18 protein-coding genes are annotated in these 23,781 nt (G+C 42.9%); 5 read left to right on the top strand and 13 right to left on the bottom strand.

All coding sequences use genetic code 11. The features are described from left to right. Window positions 1-6: 6 nt before the first annotated feature. Window positions 7-2,067, top strand: a complete 2,061-nt coding sequence (locus DB520_RS17560; protein WP_114751071.1) for a D-arabinono-1,4-lactone oxidase — start codon at window positions 7-9, stop codon at window positions 2,065-2,067. On the opposite strand, the gene DB520_RS17555 is transcribed toward DB520_RS17560, so the two are convergent. The 10 genes from DB520_RS17555 to DB520_RS17505 form a co-directional block, all read right to left on the bottom strand. Beyond that, window positions 2,040-2,978 carry a catalase family protein gene (locus DB520_RS17555; protein WP_114751070.1) on the bottom strand — a complete coding sequence of 313 codons (939 nt, stop codon included), beginning with the start codon at window positions 2,976-2,978 and terminating at the stop codon, window positions 2,040-2,042. The genes DB520_RS17560 and DB520_RS17555 overlap by 28 nt on opposite strands. Before the next feature lies 1 nt (window position 2,979). Then, complete coding sequence (locus DB520_RS17550; protein WP_232835039.1) at window positions 2,980-4,419, bottom strand: Dyp-type peroxidase; 1,440 nt, start codon at window positions 4,417-4,419, stop codon at window positions 2,980-2,982. Further along, window positions 4,401-5,711 (bottom strand): peroxidase, encoded by a 1,311-nt coding sequence (locus tag DB520_RS17545; protein WP_114751069.1) that lies wholly within the window; start codon window positions 5,709-5,711, stop codon window positions 4,401-4,403. The genes DB520_RS17550 and DB520_RS17545 overlap by 19 nt, the downstream gene beginning before the upstream one ends. A gap of 485 nt (window positions 5,712-6,196) precedes the next feature. After that, entirely contained in the window at window positions 6,197-7,723 is a 1,527-nt protein-coding gene (locus tag DB520_RS17540; RefSeq protein WP_114751068.1) for a SusD/RagB family nutrient-binding outer membrane lipoprotein, read from the bottom strand. 18 nt (window positions 7,724-7,741) lie between these two features. Next, window positions 7,742-10,942, bottom strand: a complete 3,201-nt coding sequence (locus DB520_RS17535) for a SusC/RagA family TonB-linked outer membrane protein (RefSeq protein WP_232835038.1) — start codon at window positions 10,940-10,942, stop codon at window positions 7,742-7,744. A gap of 113 nt (window positions 10,943-11,055) precedes the next feature. Further along, window positions 11,056-11,601 carry a sigma-70 family RNA polymerase sigma factor gene (locus DB520_RS17530; protein WP_157972149.1) on the bottom strand — a complete coding sequence of 182 codons (546 nt, stop codon included), beginning with the start codon at window positions 11,599-11,601 and terminating at the stop codon, window positions 11,056-11,058. Between the two features lie 114 nt (window positions 11,602-11,715). Beyond that, on the bottom strand, window positions 11,716-12,504 hold the full coding sequence (locus tag DB520_RS17525) for a DUF547 domain-containing protein (protein ID WP_394340945.1): 789 nt from the start codon (window positions 12,502-12,504) through the stop codon (window positions 11,716-11,718). 194 nt (window positions 12,505-12,698) lie between these two features. Further along, window positions 12,699-13,499, bottom strand: coding sequence for a PhzF family phenazine biosynthesis protein (locus DB520_RS17520; RefSeq protein WP_114751065.1), 801 nt, complete (start codon window positions 13,497-13,499; stop codon window positions 12,699-12,701). A gap of 96 nt (window positions 13,500-13,595) precedes the next feature. Further along, window positions 13,596-14,351 carry an LOG family protein gene (locus tag DB520_RS17515; RefSeq protein ID WP_114751064.1) on the bottom strand — a complete coding sequence of 252 codons (756 nt, stop codon included), beginning with the start codon at window positions 14,349-14,351 and terminating at the stop codon, window positions 13,596-13,598. Window positions 14,352-14,811: 460 nt separating this feature from the next. After that, window positions 14,812-15,624 (bottom strand): 3-keto-disaccharide hydrolase, encoded by an 813-nt coding sequence (locus DB520_RS17505; RefSeq protein ID WP_114751062.1) that lies wholly within the window; start codon window positions 15,622-15,624, stop codon window positions 14,812-14,814. Between the two features lie 151 nt (window positions 15,625-15,775). Here DB520_RS17505 and DB520_RS17500 point away from each other — a divergent pair, with 151 nt between their 5' ends. After that, a complete protein-coding gene (locus tag DB520_RS17500) occupies window positions 15,776-17,719 on the top strand; it encodes a polysaccharide lyase domain-containing protein (RefSeq protein ID WP_157972148.1) in 1,944 nt (647 codons plus the stop codon). A gap of 18 nt (window positions 17,720-17,737) precedes the next feature. Here the strand turns inward: DB520_RS17500 and DB520_RS17495 are convergent, their stop codons facing one another. Beyond that, complete coding sequence (locus DB520_RS17495) at window positions 17,738-19,297, bottom strand: serine hydrolase (protein ID WP_114751060.1); 1,560 nt, start codon at window positions 19,295-19,297, stop codon at window positions 17,738-17,740. 215 nt (window positions 19,298-19,512) lie between these two features. On the opposite strand from DB520_RS17495, the gene DB520_RS17490 reads away from it, so the two are divergent. Further along, the gene (locus tag DB520_RS17490) at window positions 19,513-19,980 is read left to right on the top strand and encodes a PRC-barrel domain-containing protein (protein ID WP_114751059.1); all 468 of its coding nucleotides are present in this window, start codon (window positions 19,513-19,515) and stop codon (window positions 19,978-19,980) included. Window positions 19,981-20,017: 37 nt separating this feature from the next. On the opposite strand, the gene DB520_RS26760 is transcribed toward DB520_RS17490, so the two are convergent. Both DB520_RS26760 and DB520_RS27500 read right to left on the bottom strand, forming a co-directional pair. Further along, window positions 20,018-20,200 carry a hypothetical protein gene (locus DB520_RS26760; RefSeq protein ID WP_157972147.1) on the bottom strand — a complete coding sequence of 61 codons (183 nt, stop codon included), beginning with the start codon at window positions 20,198-20,200 and terminating at the stop codon, window positions 20,018-20,020. Continuing rightward, on the bottom strand, window positions 20,187-20,309 hold the full coding sequence (locus DB520_RS27500) for a hypothetical protein (protein WP_262511325.1): 123 nt from the start codon (window positions 20,307-20,309) through the stop codon (window positions 20,187-20,189). Before DB520_RS27500 ends, DB520_RS26760 begins: the two co-directional genes overlap by 14 nt. Before the next feature lie 323 nt (window positions 20,310-20,632). Between DB520_RS27500 and DB520_RS17485 the strand changes: the two genes are divergently transcribed. Next, window positions 20,633-22,909 carry an FdhF/YdeP family oxidoreductase gene (locus DB520_RS17485; RefSeq protein ID WP_114751058.1) on the top strand — a complete coding sequence of 759 codons (2,277 nt, stop codon included), beginning with the start codon at window positions 20,633-20,635 and terminating at the stop codon, window positions 22,907-22,909. Next, window positions 22,906-23,757 (top strand): formate dehydrogenase accessory sulfurtransferase FdhD, encoded by an 852-nt coding sequence (fdhD, locus tag DB520_RS17480; RefSeq protein ID WP_114751057.1) that lies wholly within the window; start codon window positions 22,906-22,908, stop codon window positions 23,755-23,757. Before DB520_RS17485 ends, fdhD begins: the two co-directional genes overlap by 4 nt. Window positions 23,758-23,781 lie beyond the last annotated feature (24 nt).

Genomic DNA, 23,781 nt, shown 5'->3' with positions numbered 1-23,781 from the left:
CTATTTATGTTAAATACAACCGTTCCTAATACCAAGAGAAAAACAAGGGTTTCCTGGGCATTGGCCCTTATCGTTTCCCACCTCATCTTTAACAGGAAAAAATTGCCCGATTCGGTGGAAATGCTGGATACTTCCCTTACGTACAACTGCACCCGGGAGCAGAGAAACCGATGGGTGAAATTTATTAATACCATTGTACATCCAAGATGGTTTCGCCGCATGATAGAAAACAGGTTGAATAAGGGTCTGCCCACTCATGAAAGGATATTCTTGGCCTTGGATAGGGAATATTCCCATAGCAAAATCTTTCGCTACGATTCCCGTAAAAGACAAAGGTGGAGCAACTGGTATGGAAATCACTTTTCGGAGCCTAAAAAATGTTTTGTCGCTGGTGGTGGGGATTTTGAAAATTTTGGTCGCCTAAAAGGATCCCGGGAGAAAGTTGATTTTAAGGGCTTGGTTGAATTGGTAGGAATAGTGAAACAAGCGGAAAGTAAAGGAAGGCAAGTAAAGGCCATGGGTTCGGGACATGCCCTGACCCCCCTGGCACAAAGTGATGAGTATTTGGTTTGCACCCATAACCTGAACCTCACCCAGCGCCTTGCAAAAGAGGCCATCAAGCCCGAATACCTGGACGGTTTCGAGCAATCGGTCCACTATAACAATACGACCTCCGTAGAGAAATGGTACTTGTTTGAAACCAGTGGTGGCACCAAACTACATCACTTGATTGAGGAGTTAAATAATCATTGTGGTGGCCTTGCCCTGATCAATCAGGGTGGTTCTAGTGTTCAATCCATCACCGGTGCCATATCCACTTCCACCCATGGATCCGGTATGGAAATAGGCCCATTCCCGGCTTTTGTAAAATCAATCACAGTGGTGGGAAAAGGGGGTAAGATTTTTCGCATCGAACCCAAAAATGGGATCACTGATCCCCAGGCTTTTCAACTTTGGAAAGAAGACCAAATGGAGAGTTTGGTGAATGCCGTGGATGAGTACGAAAAAGAATGGAAATTCGAAATGGACGAGTGTGGGGATGAAAGCGAGAGAACCCAACTGGCGAATGCCCAGCGGCTCCAAATTGAAGACCTGGATATATGCCTCGTTCAGAATGATGAAGCCTTTCGTGCTGCTCAGGTCGGCATTGGAGCTATGGGTGTGGTTTTTTCCCTGATCATAGCCGTCCAGCCACTATACTACCTTTATGAAGAAAGAAAGATTTTCGATTGGGAGCTGGTAAAAAAGGAAATGGAGGCTTGGGACCTTAGGGCCTATGCCAATCGGCACAGGCATTTTGAAGTATTGATCAACCCCTATGAAACAAAAAATGAAGCAGGGGAAACCATTCCCAGAAAATGCCTGGTTACTACCCGAAATTATGCAGAGAAAGAAATTATGGAAAGGGAGATCAAAGGAAAGCACGAAAGGAATTATCTCTCCTCGCTGATCTCGGGGATCTCTATTTCTGGTAGACTATCTCCATGGGTATTTAACCGGGGAAGCCAAAACATTCCCAACATGATCAACAATTCCTTACAGAGAATTGAGGATCATAAAGAAAAAGGAGGAGGATACCTGGATTTGGCCAACCTGGTACTGGACCAGGGTCTTGGGGAATTAAAGTTTTACGGCTATGCGATAGAGTTTGGCTTTCCCCTAGACAAAGTGATTGTCGCAGTGGAAAAAATTCTGGAGGTTTGTCAGGATTCCGCCGAGTATGATCATTATTTGGCAGCACCCTTCGCGTTAAGGTTTGTCAAACACTGTCCTGCACATCTTTCCATGATGCAACAGGGGAATGTCTGCATGATCGAATTGGTAAGCGTAATGGGGGTAACGGGTACCATATCATTAATGAAAAAATTGGAAAAGGAAATGCTAAAGTTGGGGGGTGTGCCCCATTGGGGCCTTTCCTTGTTGCCTTGGAACGGGAAAAAGGTCCGAAAAGCTTTTCCTATGTTCGATAAGTGGAAAGTCCAGCAAGCAAAATATGCTGGAAATACCTTTTTGAACCCTTTCTTGGAGGAGTTGATGGATTATGATCTTAAAGCTGCCAACTCTTGATAAACCCTTCTTCTGGCTTGGTTGAGTTCTCCTACTGGCAGGTGGTCCTTTAGGCCAATCCAGGGGGAAAATACCAGTTTGTCTCCAAAGGCCCTCCTATCCGAAGTGTCAAATTCCTGTTTGGGAATTTGGAGATCGGCTAAAGGGATAAAGGGGGCTTCCCAAACCTTTGAAGTATTTTCCAAGGGTTGTTTTTTTTTAGACTCATGGACCTGTACTCCCAGAATAAAGTAATAATCTTTTTCTCCTAAGTCCATGACCAGTTGTTCCCGAAGAAAGTTTTCTCCTTTGGGCTTGTTAAGGGTATAACCCAAATGGTTTTTCTTTGGTTTCAGTATAAATTTGACATAGGCGGCAGGACCTAGGCAAAAAGCAGCACCAGAAAAATAAGTTATTCCCAATAAGTTATCGTGCTTTTTGGCATATTTAAAAGTCAAAAATATACTTCTCCAATGAAGGGGATTAATGGCAAACCACAAGCGCTCCCAAAATCCGAATAAAACGGCTTTTATGGCCTTTTTGTACAATCCTGTATTCCAAGTAGAAAGAATAGGACTGCTGGTCAACAAAAAGTTTTGTGTTGGAATCCCCAATGGGTCCGCATCAAGTTGCTCTCCCTCTACGTCTAAAACCTTAATGGCCAAACCCCTTCCCGAACTGTTGGTGTCGGATTGGGACTTTGGGGGGGCATTGGATAACCTCAGCCATGCATCATAATTTCTTTCTTCCCTAAAAATTCCGTGACGTAGGTGTGGGGCTATGTCCGCCCTAATTTTAAGTGTTGCTTTCAGGCATCCATGCATTTTGGGGTGGAAATTCCTTTTGATGGCTCCTTGAGCATAGTTTTCATTCAGAAACCTTTTCATGGTCTGAATGATCTCCTCTGTATTTTCTTCTGCTTTCTGGTTCATCTTATTCCAAGGCTTTTGACAAAAACTTCATCGCCCTCATACCCGGCACAAAAAAATAGGCTCCTCCCCTCACCTTGGTGAAATTCGGTAGCTTTTCATACTTTTTCCGTACAGGAAATTGAGGTACAGAGAATTCATCAGTTTTAAGGTTCCCTTCTTGGTAATGATTGCCAATTATAGGGTCTGCATCCTGGTCAAGTCCCCCAAACTTGTGGAAGTTCACCCAACTGTTTTGGACAAACTCAAACTGCCTCCTGATATCGGTGACGAGGCAGATAAAATGGAGGCCGCGTTCCTCCCCATCATCCGCTTTCATCATCATTTTTAAGGGGTCTATATCTGCTTCCAGCGGCTTACCATATGGACGTCCCTTTCGCAACATCCTATGTTTACCTGCCATCTCTTTTGAATCTTTTGCATTTGTTTCTGTCACCAGGTGATCTCTTGGGTTGGTTCTTCTGATATGTGCACCTATAGGGCATTTTAAACCCAGTTTGTCTTCCTTCCAAAAGTTAAAGTCATTTTCCTGAGATAAATCCATGTTTGGCCCATCCGGACAAAGGGTTAATGGACTACCATCAGGCCATCTTCCCACCATCTTGCTGGCTAGCAAAATGGCCTCTTCCTCAGAAATAGTCTTAGTTTTCATATACTCCCAAAAAGCCACAACATCCTGCTGCATTTGCCTGAATACCAAGTAGCTCCCATTTTTTCCAAGATCTTTTCTCTGTTTATTTTCGTAGGAAATAGGTAGTAAATCCATAGAATCCTCCTGCTCCGCCACAGAGGGACTTAAGGGATATTCATCATAAAGATCCCTGTACCCCAGGAAAAATTCGCCAGCAGGAAAATCTCCTTCTTGGTATGTTTTGGCCAGTTCCTTGATCCGAGGTTGAGAGATATCGTCCCGGAAGCCAAAGTGCTCTTTATGATCCTGCAGCAATGCCGTTGGAAGCGAATGGAGTAGTTTCACTCCAAACCTTTCCATCCTTTCCTTTTCCCTGTCCAGAATCTTTTCCATCAGCTCATGGTCTTTGGCAAATACCATCAGTAAAAGATCCACCTTCTCTCCCCCTGGTTGCCCCCAATCCCAATTTCCCGCGGAAAATTCACCTTTGTCCCCCAATACAAATTGCCTGTGTGGCTCTGTCATTCCTTCCTTGAATTCCCTTAAAAATGTAGAAAAGTCCTCTTCATTTATACCTAAAGTCTTTATTCCCGAAGCTGTCAGGGCAAAATTCATGGCTTGGTCCTTTGGCTTGACCAAACCATTGGTTATTAATAGATGCATGTCCTTCAAATAGGATTTAGCCAATTTTCTATCTTCGAAGCCCAAGAGCAGGTACTTGGCTTCGGGCAGAGCTCCGTAGCCCCTGATAAGGATTCCCTGCATATCGTGTAGTTCAAGGTCGGATCCGTGGATTATAGTCTCAATAGCCATCTTCGAATTTCATGTTCCTTCATTTTTTTATGCAATCCTAAGCGAAAAGCCCTGTTGTTTTTCAGGTTTTCCACACTTAAATCGGTATTAAAGGCATACCAGAACCTGGTTTTGAACTGGAATGACCTCACTCCCTTCATATAGTCTTTTCTATAGTTTTCACCCCTTTTTATCAGCCAGGTAGTTTTTGGGAAACCCATCACGTGGCTGAAAATCACCGCTAGGTTTCGGGACCTTTGTTCGCTATCCACAAAATCATGTGCATATGCCTCTGACTGGTTGTCAAAAGTGGCGATAAAAACCAACCTTTTACCGCCGTCTAGCTGAAGCCATCTGGCCGTATGTACCGTGGGTATATAGGTGAAATAGCGGATCATTGCTACCAACCGCAAAGAAACAGCAAGAAAGACTCGCCTGAACTTCCCGGGTTTAAGGGGCGCAATGACTGTCATTTCGTTCACTACCTTATTTTTTTCCCTGGAAACGATTTCTAGATAGTCTTTATCATTAATCACCTGTATCGGAGGAGGTTCTATGTTCTCCTCTTTTCTAAGCAGTACCAAAAGAAGGAAAATGGACACGATAAAGAAAGGAAACAACCAAGCCAACAGGACCCAGCTACCCAGGTTCCACCAAATGCTCACCAAAGCAATGAAAAGGGAAAGCACCATCAACAACCCAAACAACCCCAGGGCGGAAAGCATGGCCCATTTACTTCTTCCTAGGCCTTTGGGTTTTTTCATCGCCCAATTATAGTTGGGGTCTTTTTCTACGGCATTTTCAATCCTGTCTTTAATTTCCTGGGGTGTACTTGTTCCAAAGTTTGGATCCTGAAGTTGCTTTTCTACCCATCCGTAGACCCATTCCCTAAGATTTTTTTCCGGAATTACCTCCTTTGGAGAAATAAATTTGAAACCGGAATAATAGGTGTTGAACTTGCTACTTTTAGCCAAAAACCTAACCAAGGACTTGTTGGTGATTTGCTCTTTGGGGAATCCTACAGTAAAGGCGAGTACCTGTCTCAATTCCTCCCCTATTGCTTCTACCAATACTTGAAGGTGCTTTCTCTTCGATCCTACGTAACTGCTCATCAACAAAATCCTTGCAGGAAGTTTTTCCTTTTCGGCATATACCTGAGGGGGTACTCCCAGCCAACTGATGAAAAAGGTGTCGGGTAGCGATTCTTTGGAAGGCTGCTGCCGGTTAAAGGCCTCCAAAAGCTCATTTACCTGTTCCAAGTGGTTTTCTTCCACCTTAAAGGATAAAGTAAGGCCTCTGTGAATTAAAGACATATCGTTGGGGTTAACGATAAGAAAACTAGTAAAAAAATGGTAGAAAATAAACAGAAACTAAAAAATAACCCAATTAATTTTCTTGAAAACCCAAAACAGGGGAATTTACTTTCTGTTACACCTAATGTATGTCCTTCATCTGTTTATAATTGTCTTTTTTCAATGGTCAGACCTAGCTGCCATGCCTTTGGTAGGTAAACCGTCAGGCAGGGAGCTTGCCCCTGCCTGACCCGAACTCGCTTCGGGGAACTGGTTTCGGGAGGATCTCGCACTCTTAATCATCTTCTAGTGACAGGTCACTTAAAATTTAATAAATATTAATTAAGTCCTAAAATCCGTTGGATTTTAGGAAATTAGAATGGGAAGACCCTAAGGAGTCTTCCCATTTGTATTAAGATGCTAATCTTTTGCTAAGGTGCACTATAAACTAACTCAATATAATTCTGTAAACCTTTTTTTAGGATTAAAACTCGGATTAAAGAATGTCAGGGCCTATCCCACCAAACCCTCGTTTCCAAATTATCAGGACCTTGTCTACTTATTACTTGAGAAAGATTTCCCTGGTTTATGGCAATTTCCAAATCCGGATAGGTCAACCTCCTAATAAAATCTTCATTGAGGAGTTCACCACCAGGATAGGGATTAGGAGTTAAGTCAGGATATCCTGTGCGTCTAAAATTGGCAAATGCTTCGGCTCCATTCAGAAATGAAGCCACCCAATACTGAGTATTTACCATCTCCATTTCCTTTCCTGATTCCAGGGGATGGGATTGAATAAAATTGGAGATTTCTTGACTTGAAATGTAGGCGTTTTCATCATAAAGTTCCATTTGCTCCATATGAGCTGTAATTCCATTTCTGTAATGTTGGTGAATATCTCCATTAGCCCAACCTCTGTGAATGGCCTCAGCAAGCAATAACTGTGTTTGGGCATGGGTGACCAAAAAACAAGGGGAGTTTAATTTTGCCAACCGGGTACGGTCAACCTGTGAAAACTCATAAAAACTTACTAATCCCAATTCATTCAAGAGCGGTGGAATGGAGTTGTTGTCATACCCCATAGGCATCCCAAGTTGTACCTTTGGATCTCTGTTGGCCCTATTCTCTTGTTGCTGAGGACCACTTGCAGCTCCAACATACCTTACTGCGATTGAGCCTAACCTTGGGTCATTGTTTTCCATCAGGAAATTTACAAAATTAGCAGTAAGGTAATAATTGTTTGCTTCCGTTCCGTTTAGCCAACTTCCAGCAGGGTTGGTGTAGTTCGCATCGTGACGTATAACCACATTATCCTCGTTGGATTGCATCAGCCCCCCGTTAATAGCTTTAGTAACATATTCTCTGGCAAGGTTGGGGTCCACTTTAGTAAGTCTCATGGCTGCCCTGAGCATTAGTGAATAACCAAACTTCCTCCATTTGTCAATATTCCCAGCGAACAAAACATCCCCTGAAAAAACCTGTCTGCTGGTAGTAAGTGCAGCACTAGCCTCCTCCAATTCACGCAGAATTTCCCTGTAAATTTGTTCTTGAGTATCGTATTCCGGTAGGGTAGCTCCCTCCAAAAAACCCAAACCAGCCTTGGAAAAGGGGACTTCCCCATGAGTGTCTGTAAGAATCATTCCCGAAAATGCCCTCCATATCCTCGCCATGTTATACAGATTAGACAAAGATTCATCATTTCTGGTGGCATAAATACATTCCATTGTGGATTTCAAAACCGTACGATAAAACTGAACCCAAAATCCAGGTCTACCCCTATTCTCCTGATTAAAGTTACCTCCTGCTAAGGTACTTCCGTTCGGAGTTACTACCTGTTGAATAATTGCCAACTCAAAAATGAAAATGGAAGTAGAGAGTGAAGAATGGACGATTGCATGATTTAGTAAGTAGTTAGGATTCACTTCTGTTGGGGCTACTGGATTTATGTTGAGCTCATCAAAGTCACTGTCGCAACTACTCCCTAGACCCACAAAACAAAATAAGAATGCGATGGATTTTATTGTATTTTTCATGATTTCTAAGCTTTAGGATCAAAATCTGGCATTTAGGTTAAAACCAACACTCCTGGCTAATGGCATACTGGTTGATTCCAGTCCTACCAAGTTGTCAGATCCGGAGTGCAACTGTTCTGGGTGGATATTGGGTACCCATTTTTTAAGTAACAATACGTTGTTTGCCACAGCATTGAGCCGGAGTCCCTTCACAAAGAAGTTGTCAGGGAGCAACCGAGTAAAGTCATAGCCAGCGGTTACCTGACGCAACTGCCAAAAGCCTGCATTATAGATGAACTCTTCTCTTATAGCATTGGCAGCAACTGTTTCATAGTACATTTGAATCTCAGTTTGAGTGGTGTTGGCTTCTCCATTCTCATTTACCCCATCACCTATCACAAACCCATTTTCCCTACCCTCAAGTGTAGCTTTGTGCAAGCCATGCCTCCATACATTGAAATTGGTGAAAGAGTGCATTTTGTGCCCAAGTTTGAAGTCAATTAAAAAGGACATGTTTATTCCCTTGTAGTTGAAGGCATTATTGAAACCACCTACCCATACAGGTATCGCAGTTCCGAAATTCATCATTTGGGCCGAGCGAAGAGGCCTACCGTTGGCGGAGGAAAACACCTGTCTTCCCTGCTCGTCCCTGAGGTAGCCAAACCCATAAAGCTCACCCATGGGCCTTCCCACTACATGTCGTATTTCTGCTCCAATTCCACCGACCGTTATGGTGGTATCCCCTGGGGTAAGCCCCAATGTCAATACTCTGGTCCGATTATAGGAACCATTGAAGGTGAAATCCCATTGGAAACTATTCGTCCTCACCGGCACAAGGTTCAGTAACATTTCCATTCCATAATTTTTGCTTTCGCCCACATTGATCAGGCTGTTGGTATATCCAGAAGCATCGCTAATCTGGGCGGCAAGAATTTGATCCAAGGTTACTTTGTCGTAATAGGTGAAATCCAACCCAATCCTGTTATCAAAGAGTTTCAACTCTAAACCTATTTCGTATTCCTTCACCCGCATGGGTCTAAGGTTAGGATTGGGAACAGTATTGGTGTTTACAAAAGCCAAAGGCTGTAACTGACCCAAAGGGTTTGCAAAAAGGTTATTTGCCACTCCAAAGAAGAGGTTATTGGAATAAGGCGGAACATCAGTATCGCTTCCTACCTCTGCATAAGCTGCTCTCAGTTTACCGAAATTAACCCAATCCGGAAATCGTTCAAACCACTGGGAAAAAACGAAACTCCCGGTCACGGAAGGATAAACTATGCTTCGGTTTTCGGGAGACAAGGTAGAAAACCAATCGTTCCTGCCCGTCACGTTTAAAAACAGATAGTCCCTGAATGAAAATTCCGCGGCCCCAAAAACCGAATTCACTTTTCTCTCCGATAGCAGGTAAATCGGGTCCTTTACCCTTCCGTTTTGAACAGTGTAGAGGTCTCTGATCACAAAGTCTGTAACAGCCACACTGTTGGTTTCAAAACTCCTGTACATAGCATTGCCACCCAAGGTAAGGTCTATATTGAAATCACCGAAGCCCCTGTTGATACCAATCAAAAGGTCAGCGTTGGTTTCATTAGACCTCCTATTGTCCTGCACATACCTTCCATTTTCAAAACCGGGAGGGGCAGGTGGCAGTGAGGCCAAGCCCGTGGGGAAATTAAATTCCTGATCCCTTACAAAAAAATCCTGTGCCACTCTACCTTGCACATACAACCAGTCGGTAAAATTATACTTGAGGGCAATATTTCCAAAAATCCTGTTTCTCTTAATCTTCTCAAATCTCTCATTGATAGACATATATGGATTTGTTCTGTTCCTAAACCTGGACCAAATAAATTCGTTCCCGTCTTCGTCCAACCGTTTTTGCTCTAAAAGATCCAAGGGCATGGAATTAGACAAGGTATAAACGACAAATGCTGTACTGATGTCCTGTTGGGCCACAATGGGAGGGTTTCGATTTTCCTCTATGGAGTAATTGATGTTTCCCGAAACGTTTAGCTTTGAGGTTACGTCTTGGGTGAAACCCAGGTTTACTGTTCGCCTGTTGAACCGTGAATTGGGTTCTATCCCCTCATTATCCATATTTGCCAATGACAGGTTAAAACCTCCCCGATCCGACCTAGAAGAAAGGGTAAGGGTATTGGTTAGCGTATGTCCCATTCGATAAAATTGGTTGATCCTGTTTCGAACGGGCACATAAGGAACTTCCACTCCATCAAACAAAATCTGTGTCATGCCTGGTTGAAATCTCTCCCCAAAACTCCACACCCCGGAGGTGGGGTTAGCGGAAGTTGGCCTAATGCCATTTTCCCCTTGTCCATACTCGTATTGAAAATCCGTATAATCCAAGGGTGAATCAGCAGTGAAGTTCGTGTTCCATTCCACACCAATACCATCAGCCACCCCTTGGTTCTTCGTATTAATCATGATCACCCCATCCTTAGCACGAGAGCCATAGAGCGCGGCGGCGGCAGCCCCTTTCAATACCGTCATGGATTCAATATCGTCAGGATTAATACTTGATAGGCCATCCCCACCATCAGCATTATTACCCATCCTATTACCCACGTTACCTGCCACACCAAAATTGGTGTTATCGATGGGCATGCCATTTAAAACGATTAAGGGATTGTTTTGTCCTCCCACAGAAGACTGTCCCCTGATCCTAATCTTACTGGTACCCGCAGGACCAGTGGCCAAAGAGCTAATGTTTACACCTGCAATTTTACCCTGAAGGGCGTTCATAAAATTTGGGGTCCTGTTTACATTGATCTGATCCGCAGTCACCGAGGAGGTGGCATAACCCAGTCGCTTGGCTTCTCTCTTGATTCCTAATGCAGTAACCACCACTTCTTCTAGGGATGCCTGATCTTCTTTTAGGGTAATGGAAAAGGAAGTTTGATTTCCAACTGTAATCCGTTGGGATTGATATCCAATGTAGGATATAAAAAGAACTGCCTCATCTGGTACTTCCAACAAAAAATTGCCGTCAATATCTGTTGCCGTACCGATATTGGTTCCATCCACCACAATGGTGACACCGGGAATTGGATTTCCCATTTCATCTTTAACCGTACCAGAGATAGTTTTCTCCTCCGTACTCACTTTTACCGGATCAAGGATATGAGCATGACCGATGCCAACAATCGCATTAGCATTGGTAATCAAAGCAATCATCCAAGCCCAATGGGTAGGAATTGTAATTTTTTTTTGTAATAATGTTTTCATGGTTACATGGATTTTTTTGTTAGAAAAACCCATGCTGGTATTTACTTAATTCTGATCAAAAAAAATTTAAAAAAATCCTTATATCCAAATTTTTTGATCGCCTCCAGACAAATTTATAAACCAATTGACCTAATTTTCTTGGTGGCAAGGTATAGATGGTGTTCAACTGTTCTTTTTGAAATATTAAGACGCAATGAAATTTCTTCACTGGACATTCCCCTTAACCGATTAAGGTTAAAAACCATTTGCTGAGTTTTAGGCAGCTTATTGACCAGATGTATGAGCTTTGACAAATATGATTCGTAATTATTCAATTCATCTTCTATAAAATCTTCCCAAACAAGAATTTCATTTTGGGTTTCATCCAAAATAACAAACCTTTTATTTTCCTTTATGTAGTTTAAGAAATAATTTTTTACCGCAGCTAGTAAATAGGCTCTCAGGTTTTTTTTAATCTCCAATTTGTTTCTCTTTTCCCACATGATTATGAAAACCTCCTGTACCGCTTCATCTGCCATATTGGTGTTCTTAAAAATTTTCCTGGAAAAGGAAGTCATTAACCCAACATACCGAAAGTACAAAAGCTCAAAAGCCTCTCTTGAGTCTTTCTTCAGCAATAAACATAATTCTAGGTCAGTAAATTGGGAGATATGTTTCACTTTTGGGCTTATTATCAGAAAAACATTTTGTTCACTGAAATTTACCAGTATTTTAGAAAAGTAAAAGAAATCTAAACAAAAAAAGTATTCTAGTATAAAAAATCAGATACAGGATTACTCATTCAACCCCCAATCATATTTCAAGTATTCCACCTTAGCATTCTCCCGAATTTGTACCTCGCTATACCGGTTGAGATAGGCAATGAGGTTTCCCTTTTTGGTGAAATCCCCCTTAAACCAATTGAAAATTGCAGAAATTTCAATCTTATCCTTCCCCATGTTATTCCAACGAGGATGGTTGATAAACCAACGGGCTTGTTCTTCCAGTTGTTCCTCCAGATTTTCGGCAACATATGCCTCTACTCTTAGCGGGGGACAGGAATAGGAAGCACAGTTTATGGCAAAATGTATCCTTGGCTCCTCAAATTCTTTTCTCAAAACTTTATGCTCAATTTGGTCCAAGTTCATGGGCTTTCCTCCTATGCTAAAAAACTTCTTGTGCCAAACAGTACGTACCATAGGTATGGAAAGGGTCGGATCTAAATCCCTGATACTTTCCACCGGATAATTATCTGCAATTAACTTTACGGTAAAGGCATTGTAGGCATTGATCCAATAGGCAAGCTGCTCTGCTTCAGTCCATCTATCCGGATCAGGTGCTTTTTCAGAAAGCAGATTCAGGTATTCCTGAAGCTTTTCCATTTCCCTAATAAACCCGGGGTAATCTACTTTGCCTTCTTTATCCACGTGGGCTTTCAACAGTTGGTCCCACAGTTGGTGGGATGGTGGTGGGCTATCGCTACTAGGCGTAGAATGGCAAGAAAAGCAGACCAGGGCCATCATTGCCATCACAAAGTGCTTCCATTTGTTCGCCTGTAGAGCGCTTCTTAAAAATTGAATCATATTACTTATTTCCTTCTTGACCCTAAGGGTTTCCCGAACTCCTAAGGTTTTTCGTGGAAACTGTGTCTCATTTAATTAATCCTTTTCACAGATTGGATACAAGATCCTTACAACCCCAACATTCACGCCTACCGTTCATTTGGGTTTCCAGAACCCTGTGAAGACCCATGTGAATTTCAATAAAGTGGAACCCGCTACTCTAGGCGTATATTCATTAGGCCCTCGAACATCTTAACGGCCTTGCCTTTTAGATAAACCCTGTCCGCTTTTAATTCTACCAGTAGTTCCCCTCCCCTTTTTGAAGCTTGAAAAGCTTTGAGGCTTTTCTTCCCGGACTTCTTATGCCAATAATCCATTAAGGCACAATGGGCAAACCCGGTAACAGGATCCTCTTCTATCCCAATATTGGGGGCAAAGTACCTGGAATAAATATCGTAGTTTTCGTCCCCCTGGCAGGTGATGATCAGGCCTTGTTCGCTGTGAATGGCAAGTTCCTGCCAAACCGGCAATACAAATTCCACTGCTTTAGGGTTTTCTAACTCCAGTATCCAGTTTTTGGAAAGTTTGGCTGCACCTACTACTTTTTGTCCGAAAAAGTACTTAGTGAAATAATTGTGAGTGGCCGTTTCTGTGGGTACCAGAGGAAAATTCAACTCCACATAGCCTTCTACCATAGCTGCCTCTAAATCACCACTTTTGGTCTGGAAAACAATTGGCTTTTCAGGCTTTGCCAGTTCTTCGGTGAACATCAAGAAAGCGGCAGCTAAAGTGGCATGCCCACACAAGGAAACCTCACTTGTCGGTGTAAACCATCTTAGTTTATACAATTGGTCCCCTTTAGTTTCCAAGAAAGCAGTTTCACTGAGGTTCATTTCGGCTGCGATCCATTGCATGGCCTGCTCAGAAATTTCCCAAGGCAACAAACAAATGGCTGCGGGGTTTCCTGCAAAGGGTGTTTCCGTGAAAGCATCCACTGTAATTATTGGTAATTCCATAACTGTAGGTATAAAAAGTGATCCATTAGGTTGATGAAACACAAATTGCGAATTAATTTATGGAAAACCTAACTGATATTGAATAAGCTAATTATATCAGGCCTCTTCTCCCAGCCATTTGCTTGGTTTTATAGGTTGTTTTCTCTTCAACCCAAACCCCTCAATGGCAAACTTGTTGAGATGCTCTTCCATCTCTTCAATGGAATCGGTAAGAAGGAACAATTCCAAGTCCACCTGGCTAATGGTTCCTATCTCTGCCATAAACTGGATATGATCATAAAGGTGTTGGTGAAACTCCTTGCCCATCAAAATTACAGGAAACCGCTTCATAACCTCTGTTTGAATTAAGGTAAGTGCCTCAAACAACTCATCCATAGTCCCAAACCCTCCAGGCAACACCACAAAGGCATAACTGTATTTGGACAACAGTACTTTTCTAACAAAAAAGTATTTGAAGTTCACAAACCTATCCAGGTATTTATTCGGAAACTGTTCGAATGGAAGAACGATATTGCAACCAACGGATTTGCCACCCACATTCTTGGCCCCCCTATTTGCCGCCTCCATGATGCCTGGACCTCCTCCAGTCATCACCGTAAATCCCATTTGGGCAATTCTTCCCCCCACATCCATACCCATCTGATAGTAATGGTCTGATTCTTCAAATCTGGCAGAACCAAAAACCGTAACACAAGGCCCAACAAAGTGGAGCGTCCTAAAGCCACGTATAAATTCCGCCAATACTTTCAAACTGAATTTGAAATCTTTGAATCTGGATTGTGGACCCGCCAAAAATGCCTCTTCCTCGGGATTTACCAAGGGGAGAATCGTTTTATCCTGCTTTTTGATCATAGCTTTCCATTTATAAAAAGTGAAACATATCGTAATTAAGCCTTTTAATTAACGATCCTCTATAATGAAGGTTTACGTTGCCACTTGCTTCTTATTGATTATCAGTAAAATAATTTGAAGTAGCACATTTACTGAATATAAGGTTGGCATCAACTTCTAAAATAATTCTTTGGGAGTTGGTCAAGCAAAGGAACCCCTGCCAATTGCTTCCAAAATTATAAAAGGGTACTTTACCTTTTCTTTTTTGGGTCGGCCATAAGAGCCCGGAAATTCTTAATTCTATAATTGCTCCCTCTTTGGTTAGGGGCCAGATCTCTTTTGATTCCACCCCCAAACCTAGGTAGAATCACTCCCCGACCCTTAAGCATCCACTCCGAAAACCATTATTCGGGGAGTTTGACTTCCCCGGTATCCAAACCAAGGGTGTGCGTATTTACAAATTGAATAAAGAATCACCCAATTACTTCTCAAGATTACGAATATAAATTTCCCTGAATTTTACCCCTTGACCCTCTGCCTGCAAGGCGATATATCCCTGCTTTAAGGGCGTACCGTCAACCTTTTCTTTTGGGTCATATCTGTTGACTACTCCCGAACTTCCTATTTGTGGTTGACTATACCTTAGAACAGTATCCCCTTCCACCACATGCAGAATTAAGGAATCCTTATAAACGATAAGTTCGGCAGAAACCCATTGGTCCCATGGGTAGGTTTTGGCACTGGAATCAATACAATGACGCTCATCCAGTTGACCCTCATAAACCACCTGTGTACCTGGACTACAAATTGCGGCAGTAGGCCTGGGCTCACCTTCTTCCTCTTCTGCCAGAAGTTGAAACTCTACCGAAATAGGCCAATCCTGCTCTTTTAATATACTCTCAGGAGGTTGAGAATGAAACATTACACCACTGTTTCTGTAAGTGTAATGTGGGGCATCTTCCCTCCATTGATCCGTGAAAACGTACTCCCATTTAAGGTGATAGGAAGCGAAGGGTTCTTCATAAAAAAGGTGCCCATATCGTTCCTCAAATTTATCATAGCCATCATAATTCACCTCTATTTCCCCGTCTTGGTTCACCCGAAAGGTCTCAGCATAGTTTTCTCCCACTTCATGTCTATGTATTTTTGGAACCCAACCGCTGAGATCCTTTCCATTAAAGATTTTTTTCCACTCCTCTCCTTTTTGTTTCACTTCCGAATTAGAGGGGGCCTTAGAGTCACAAGAAACCCATAAAAGGGCTATTAGCATTAATGCCACGTTAAAAATTTTCATGTTACTTTTTGATTGATTAAAGGATTAAAATTACGTATTTTGTTTACCAAGAACAAAAAACAGTTTGTTTGACTCAAAGGCAAAATTTTTCCGAATCCATCATTTCAGAAAACACACTAGCCTCTTTCTTGATATATAAACCCTTATTCCTATGATGCGACCAAAATTCTTATACTTACTCTTCTTACTTTCTTTCACCTCCGTTCAACTCAAGGCCGGTAACCCCGTGACACCGGGAGAGTTCATCGTGGAACCACCCACTCTTCAAAATCTTGGGTTTGAGTGGAAAGTTGAAGGGGATGACAACAGGAATGCGAGTGTAGAGGTAGTATACAGAAAAGAAGGTGAAACTACCTGGAAAAAGGCAATGCCTTTATTGAGGATTGGAGGTGAGCGGGTATTTAGGGAGATGGAAAAACTGGATTATACTGTACCTCATCTATTTGCAGGCAGTATTTTGGACCTTGAAGAAGGGACTTCCTATGAATGTAAATTTACCATGAGCGATCCCGACGGTGTTTTGGGTGAGGGAGAAAAAACGGTCAGGGTGACGACCAGGACCGCGCCAAAAGCAAGTGATAAGGGAAGGATCCTGCATGTCTACCCCCCAGGGTTTAAAGGTCAAAAGGAGGAGCCTTCTTTTGAAGGATTGAAAGCAGCCTATTTCGGATCCGGACTCGGGGATTGGTCTGTGGTCAGTGAAAATAAAGTACAGCCCGGAGATGTGATTCTGGTTCATGCAGGTCTCTATAAGGCCGACTTGGAAGACTATGTGGATCCACATGGTATTCCGTTTGACGGAACCTATGTCCTCAATGTTAAGGCTACCGAAGAAAACCCAATAGTAATTAAAGGTGCAGGAGATGGTAAGGCTATCTTTGACGGTAACGGAGCTCATCGCCTTTTTGACGTCATGGGTACTTCCCACCATATTTTTGAGGATTTGGTGATCCGAAATACGGATATCGCTTTTTCAGCAGGCACAAAAGAGGTAATTGGTGCAACAGCACTTAGCGTAATCAATTGCAGGATTGAGGAGGTGGGGATAGCACTGATTTCAGAATTTGCTGGTTCAAAAAATTTCTATATCGCTGATAACGTCATTTTGGGTAGAGACCCAAGAAATCATTTGGTAGGATGGGCTAATCCCGGAAAATACGGAGCCAGTCCCCTGAAAAGCTATATGGGATTGAAGGTGTATGGCAGTGGCCATGTCATTTGCCATAATTCACTTGCTTTTTTTCATGATGCCATAAACATTTCCACCTATGGAACCCCGGAAAAGGAGCAAGAACTTAAAGCAGTGTCTATAGATATTTACAATAATGACATGCACCTGATGGTGGATGATTTTATTGAGGCCGATGGAGGGGTACACAATATTAGGGTTATGAGAAACAGGGGGGTGAATTCTGCCCAATGTGCCCTTAGCGCTCAACCTGTTTTCGGGGGACCGGCCTATTTTATTCGCAACCTGGTATATCACATTCCCAATGGATTTGCCCTGAAGTTCATGGCCAAACCAGCAGGACTGATTGTTTATCATAATACCATTATCGCAGAAAATAGGAACACGCAAACCTATTCCAACTCCCATTTTCGAAACAACTTGTTTTTGGGTACGGATGCGCCAGGCAGGCCCATACATGCCTTTGCTCATGCCACCTCCTATTCTACTTCAGACTATAATGGGTATCGGCCAAACAAACAATCTGAGACCCATTTCCTTTGGATTTCACCGGGTAAGGGCCAGCAGATGGATTATTCACTTACCGGTGCAGATGCAAGGTCTTTTTCCAGTTTGGAGGAATTGAGGGAAACCTCAGGGCTGGAACAAAATGGCATAATGGTGGATTATGATGTTTTTAATGATTTAAAAGGACCCGATCCAGAAAATCCACACGGGGTTTACCATGCTGTGGATTTGGATTTTACACTCAACCCAAATGGTAAGGCCATAGACTCCGGGGAAAGAATTCCCAATGTAAACGATGATTTTAAGGGCAGTGCACCGGATCTTGGAGCCTTGGAGCATGGAGATGATTTACCGATTTATGGACCAAGAAATCTCAAAAACTCACCATTTTACAGGTAATTATTCAGGGATTCACCATCAATGACAATGCGCTTGCGCTACATCTGGAACCTTTTTCCCGTTAATGGTCTGCTTACTATCCTCAGCATTGACCTTACTATGTATTTTCAATTCAATGCTATTGTCCTTAAAATTAACCTCAATGGTTTCGGTATGGGGGCTTTCCAGATAGTTGAGTTTTGCCACTAAGGAACTTTCATCCTTCCATCCATAACTCCCAGCCACTTGGAAAGGAGCCAACCCATCTTGAGCGCCCCTGGCCTTACCTACCAAGTTGGGACCTTTCCGACGAGTTTCCCCATTCAACCATACCCCTTTCCCAAACGTAAGCAGATGGGGTTCTTCTCCCTCTACCAATAAAGTCAGAAATAGTTGTTCGTTTTCAAAGGAAACCTTAATGGAAGAAATTCCTTTCCCATTTGGATTTAACTCATAGTTAATATCCTTTATTTTTTCCTCTAAGGAGGTGTTGGCTATGCCCACATAGGGACTAAGATAGAGCCTATCAAGCCGCTGTTTCAGGGATTGGTCTTTATCAGGGGAAACCTCTTCTCCGTCCAATCCCGGAAGTAAATGATCCCATACCAAATTGAGAAGGCTTTGCATATCTGAAGTTTCAGAGGTAATGACAACTACGGATTCTAATTCAGGCAATACAAGGATATACTGCCCGAATGCACCATCAGCCCTGAAGGATTGAAACCTGCTGCGCCACATCTGGTATCCATAACCTTGGTGCCAATCGCTTATGTCCCTCTTTTCCTTAGGGGCCAAGGGTTCTTGAAATATGTGTGCTGAGGAAGCATCCACAACCCACCTAATGGGTAGGAGTTGTTGGCCCTGCCATTGGCCTCTTTGAAGCATAAGCTGACCAAACTTCGCCATATCCTCGGTTTTTATGCGCAAACCATATCCTCCTACATTAATTCCGGAAGGATCCGTTTCCCAGTCTGCTTCAATAATTTCTAGTGGTTCAAACAACCTTGGAGTCAAATACTCAAGCAGGGTTTCTTGGGTTAATTTCTGTACTATCGCCGATAACATGTAAGTGGCTATGGTATTATAGACAAAATTGGTTCCAGGGGGTAGGCTGACTGGAAGTTTAAAAAACTCCTCTACCCAATTTTCACTCCCTACAACTTGGAAAGTCATGTCCTTTTCATGGCCTACTGTCATGGTGAGCAAATCCCGGATTCTCAGCTCCTGTAGATACGATTCCAGGCTTTCGCCAGAATGCCCAGGGAAAAAGGAGACGACAGTATCATCTACATCGAGTAATTTTTCCTGAACCGCAAATCCAATTGCAGTAGCAGTGAAACTCTTGCTCACAGAATACATAGTTTGCCTGAGGTCTGCCGAATAGGGATCCCACCATCCTTCGGCCACAACATTGCCATTTTTGAGTATCATTAAGCTATGCATTTCATGCTCCGATTGTTCGATAGCATCCAAAAATTCAATTATGGCCTTACTGGATACACCTTCCTCTGCAGGTAAAACCCTGGGAAACTGGTCTTGTGCCAATAAATTGGCTCCGAGAAATAAAAGCCCTAAAAAAAAGCCAACTATCTTTTTCATGATTAACCTAATCTGCCTAATGAATTTGCAAAATAAAAATCAAAATCCAAAGACTCTCCTGTATTTTTTTATTTTATCGATTAGATAAATTACAATAAAATATTTAGTTTTTATTAAAAAAAACTAGAATTGAATTTAAAATATTAAATAATATATTGGCATAATTATTGACTTAATATTAGTAATTCAATTTAATAACCAAACCAAAACCAACTATGAAAGACGAATTAGGTAATCTCATTTTGAAAGCTTCGGAAATAACCGGAACTACTGTAAAAAATCCTGGGGACGAAACCATTGGTGATATTAAAGAAATCATGATGGACTGTGCTACTGGGGAGTCAGCTTATGTATTGCTGTCTGTGGATACTGGTTTTTTGAACATGGGAAGTAAGTATTTTGCTGTTCCCTGGGAAGCATTTGAATTCGACACCATTCAGGATGATGTTTTCATCTTGGATGTAGACAAGGAAAAGCTGGAAAACTCTCCGGGTTTCGACAAGGACAATTGGCCTACTGGACCTCAGGCTGACTTTATCGCCAAGGTAAGAAAGTACTATGGCTACGAAGGAAGAAGAGACTCCAGTCACATAAGAAGTGGCGTGGAAACAAATAAAACACAAAGGGACAACCACCAAAGTAGACCTTCCCCCGATAAAAAGGAAAGTGAATTTTTAGGATAACCCCGATATCCATGGGCCTTCCCATTAGGGAGGGCCTTTATTTTTTTACTGCAAGGTCAAAGGCGCCATCTACTATTTTACCATCCATCTTTATCTTAAGCAAGACCATAAATTTTTCATAATCAGGAAGGTCATTTGGAATCCTTACCATATTGTGTTCTTTGTGTTCAAAGTTATCCTTTTCAGGATTGAGACTTTGTTGGCCATCAATAAGCGGCACAGAGCATGATTCTGGGGTTCCACTTATTGGTTTCGATTCCCACTGGATTGGTGATGGTATAGGAATCATCTCTACCCAACACATTTATATTGGATTCTTTACTCTCCATTACCGATGCAATACTTACCCCACTTAAAATCGTTTCTGAAAATCCGGTAAGTGCCTATTATCCCCTCGTAAATTACTCCAGGGCAATCCGCATGTGAACGAGTAGCAAAGGCGGCTGCCAGTACACACAGGAAAAAAGTTAAAACGGTAGCCCTATTAAAATTCTGCTAAACACCTGATAATGATAGCAAAAAAGAGGGGATAATATCCATGAATCGGATAGATTTCCAATACGCAATAAAATTAACTAAACATTTCAATTCGTATTGCCTGTTTACTTCCTAAACATTACTTAAATTGAACTGGAATTGACCATTTTAAAGAATGCCCAAAAAGTCAGCCCCTATTCCCTATCCACCAAGAAAACCTGCCGCTGGCTGGGACAGTATCCAATCAGTTGCCTTTAAGATATGGGAGGAAACCCACACAGGAAGGGGAATAAAGTCCCTGTTTCAACTTAACCAACCTAATGGGTTTGATTGCCCAAGCTGCGCTTGGCCTGACCCCGACCCCTCTGATGTATCTAGGGTGGGTGAATATTGCGAAAACGGAGCTAAGGCCGTGGCTTGGGAAGCCAGTAAAAACACGATTGGAGAGGAGTTTTTTCGTGAACACAGCATAGCGGATTTGATGAATAAAAGTGACCATTGGCTTGAAAAGCAGGGAAGAATTTCGCAGCCTTTCATCGTGAAGCCAGGGTCCAATCACTATGAACCTTTGACATGGGAGGCAGCTTTTAGCTCCATATCCGGTTCCTTGAGACAGTTGGAATATCCTGACCAGGCCCTTTTTTATACCTCTGGAAGAACTTCTAATGAGGCTGCTTTTCTTTATCAGTGCATGGTCAGACAATTTGGGACCAACAATCTTCCCGATTGTTCCAACATGTGCCATGAAGCTTCAGGAAAGGCCTTAATGGAGACCCTAGGTATTGGAAAGGCCTCGGTAACCATAGACGATATCCCAAAAGCTGAGGTAATGCTTATTTTTGGCCAAAACCCCGGCACCAATGCCCCAAGAATGCTTACGGCACTGCAAAAACTCAAAGCCAATGGAGGAAAAATCATGGCGGTAAACCCCCTACCCGAAGCAGGGCTGATGCAGTTCCGAAACCCCCAAAAACCATGGGAGTGGGTGGGTAAACCTACTGCCATTCAAGATCTCTTTCTCCCCATTACCATCAATGCAGACTGGGCACTGCTGAAGGCATTGCAAAAACTGCTGCTTTCCTTTGAGGAAGAAAATCCAGGAACGGTAATTGACAAACCCTTTATCGATCACAACACAGGTGGCTATCAGGAATTTATTGCTGACCTTAAGGAGCTGAGTTTGGAAAAGTTGATTGCTGCTACGGGGTTGGCCCAAGATGCCGTCCATGAGGCCGCTGAAATGCTAAAGGGAAAGCGAAGGGTAATCATTGCCTGGGCCATGGGCATCACCCAACACAGTAATGCTGAATCCACCATTCGGGAATTTGTGAATCTTTTGTTGATGCTTGGGGCCATTGGAAAAGAAGGAGCTGGAACCCTGCCTGTAAGGGGACATAGTAATGTACAGGGAGACCGCACAATGGGGATATGGGAAAAAATGCCAGATGCCTTTCTGGACCGTCTTGGAAAGGCTTTCAATTTTTCCCCACCCCGCACCCATGGTGTGGCCGCGGTGGATGCAGTAAGGCTAATGCTTTCGGGCAAAGGGAGATTTTTCTTTGGTTTAGGAGGTAATTTTGCTCTTGCCGCACCCGATACCCAAAAAGTGTTTGAGGCTTTACGGTTATGCAACATGACGGTTCAGGTTTCCACTAAACTCAATCGCAGCCATTTGGTTCACGGTAAAACGGGTATTATTCTCCCTTGCCTGGGAAGGACTGAAAGAGACCACACTCCTAACGGAAACCAATTCGTAAGCACAGAGGATACGGCAGGTAGGGTCCGAATGTCCAAAGGGGATTTGCCTCCTGTTTCTAAGCACCTGAAAAGCGAGGTAGAAATTATTTGCCGACTGGGAAGGGAACTATTGGGGAAAGATAACCACACAAATTGGGAAGGCATGGCAGAAAACTATGACCTGATCCGGGATAAAATCCAAGAGGTAATTCCCGGTTTTGAAGATTACAATATTAGGGTAAGAAGTGCTGGGGGCTTTTACCTCCCTAATGGCCCAAGGGAGGGTAAATTTCATACACCATCAAAAAAAGCAATATTTACGGTGAACCCTTGGCCCCTTCGGGAAAAAAGGAGCGACACTTTTATTCTAATGACGATAAGGAGCCATGACCAGTTCAATACCTCCGTTTATGGTATGGACGACCGATACAGAGGCATTCGAAACAGCAGGGAGGTGGTTTTGATCCATCCGGAGGATATGCAGAAGCTGGAGCTTGAGGAAGGGGATTCAATGAGGATTACCAGCCATTTTAAGGGGGAGTCGAGAACCCTGGAAGGGTTTAAGGCAGTGCCCTATGACATGCCCTTGGGGACTCTGGCAGTTTACTTTCCGGAAGGAAACGTTTTAGTAGCCTTGGACAATCAATCTGGCGAAAGTCTCTGCCCATCCTCAAAGTACATCGAGGCAAGTGCAGAAAAACTGGTTCTATCATGAAGCATGCGGGGCTGGTAACGAAAGGGGAAGTTCAAAAAAAAGTAGGAAACACCACTTTGGTGGAGCAGGACCTATTAGCAGTTGAGGAACCCCTTCAGATTAAGTTGGAATGGGGGCAGGAGTCCTCTTGGCGTAGTGAGGACTTGAGCATTACCATGCGAACGCCAGGACATGATTTTGACTTGGTACGGGGAATGCTTTGGTCGGAGGGTTTGCTGGAATCACCTAAAGACCTGCAGTGGATAAGGTACTGCCAAAAGGTGGAGCGGGAAGCACATAAAAACGTGGTAATCGCTAAATGGATGCCTGGCTTAAAGCCCGCAAGGGACTTGGATGTTCGCAGGAACACTCAAAATTCCTCCTGCGGGCTTTGTGGTAAATCAACATTACCAGCCTTTCTTTCTGCTAACAAAATACTTGAAGTAAAAAAGCATAATAATCTGAAAATAAATATATTAAAGTCATGTTACTCATCCATCTTGGAAATGCAAACGGGATTTAAATTTACTGGAGGATTTCATGGTGTTGCGTTATTTGACCTGGAAGGAAAGTTATTGGTGCTCCGGGAAGATGTAGGAAGGCATAATGCCATGGACAAAGTAATAGGAGCAACCTTGAAAGAGGAAGCTCCCCCCTTTACAAATAGCTTCGTTTGGTTAAGTGGAAGGGTCAGTTACGAAATGGTTCAAAAAGCAGTCATGGCCGGTATTCCTACAATAGCTGCAGTTGGTGCACCTACCAGTTTGGCTGTTGAGTTGGCCATGGAAAAAGGTGTAACCTTAATAGGTTTCTTAAGGGAAGACCGGATGAACATATATGCACACCCAAACCGGGTTTGCTTGCAGTAAGGTAGTGGGGAAAAAAATATTGAG

The organism is Pleomorphovibrio marinus (genome assembly GCF_003347495.1).
GTDB lineage: Bacteria > Bacteroidota > Bacteroidia > Cytophagales > Cyclobacteriaceae > Pleomorphovibrio > Pleomorphovibrio marinus.
Note: the sequence above shows the minus strand (reverse complement) of the source record. Positions and strands in the feature narration are given on the sequence as shown.

Bases quoted from the DNA above. Each gene is read 5' to 3' on its own strand.
- DB520_RS17545 (WP_114751069.1), bottom strand. From the start codon at position 5,711: ATGTCTTTAATTCACAGAGGCCTTACTTTATCCTTTAAGGTGGAAGAA.
- fdhD (WP_114751057.1), top strand. From the start codon at position 22,906: ATGAAGCATGCGGGGCTGGTAACGAAAGGGGAAGTTCAAAAAAAAGTA.
- DB520_RS17535 (WP_232835038.1), bottom strand. From the start codon at position 10,942: ATGAAAACATTATTACAAAAAAAAATTACAATTCCTACCCATTGGGCT.
- DB520_RS17490 (WP_114751059.1), top strand. From the start codon at position 19,513: ATGAAAGACGAATTAGGTAATCTCATTTTGAAAGCTTCGGAAATAACC.
- DB520_RS17485 (WP_114751058.1), top strand. From the start codon at position 20,633: ATGCCCAAAAAGTCAGCCCCTATTCCCTATCCACCAAGAAAACCTGCC.
- DB520_RS17495 (WP_114751060.1), bottom strand. From the start codon at position 19,297: ATGAAAAAGATAGTTGGCTTTTTTTTAGGGCTTTTATTTCTCGGAGCC.
- DB520_RS17500 (WP_157972148.1), top strand. From the start codon at position 15,776: ATGATGCGACCAAAATTCTTATACTTACTCTTCTTACTTTCTTTCACC.
- DB520_RS17515 (WP_114751064.1), bottom strand. From the start codon at position 14,351: ATGATCAAAAAGCAGGATAAAACGATTCTCCCCTTGGTAAATCCCGAG.
- DB520_RS27500 (WP_262511325.1), bottom strand. From the start codon at position 20,309: ATGGAGAGTAAAGAATCCAATATAAATGTGTTGGGTAGAGATGATTCC.
- DB520_RS17555 (WP_114751070.1), bottom strand. From the start codon at position 2,978: ATGAACCAGAAAGCAGAAGAAAATACAGAGGAGATCATTCAGACCATG.
- DB520_RS17525 (WP_394340945.1), bottom strand. From the start codon at position 12,504: ATGATTCAATTTTTAAGAAGCGCTCTACAGGCGAACAAATGGAAGCAC.
- DB520_RS17520 (WP_114751065.1), bottom strand. From the start codon at position 13,499: ATGGAATTACCAATAATTACAGTGGATGCTTTCACGGAAACACCCTTT.
- DB520_RS17540 (WP_114751068.1), bottom strand. From the start codon at position 7,723: ATGAAAAATACAATAAAATCCATCGCATTCTTATTTTGTTTTGTGGGT.
- DB520_RS17505 (WP_114751062.1), bottom strand. From the start codon at position 15,624: ATGAAAATTTTTAACGTGGCATTAATGCTAATAGCCCTTTTATGGGTT.
- DB520_RS17550 (WP_232835039.1), bottom strand. From the start codon at position 4,419: ATGGCTATTGAGACTATAATCCACGGATCCGACCTTGAACTACACGAT.
- DB520_RS17560 (WP_114751071.1), top strand. From the start codon at position 7: ATGTTAAATACAACCGTTCCTAATACCAAGAGAAAAACAAGGGTTTCC.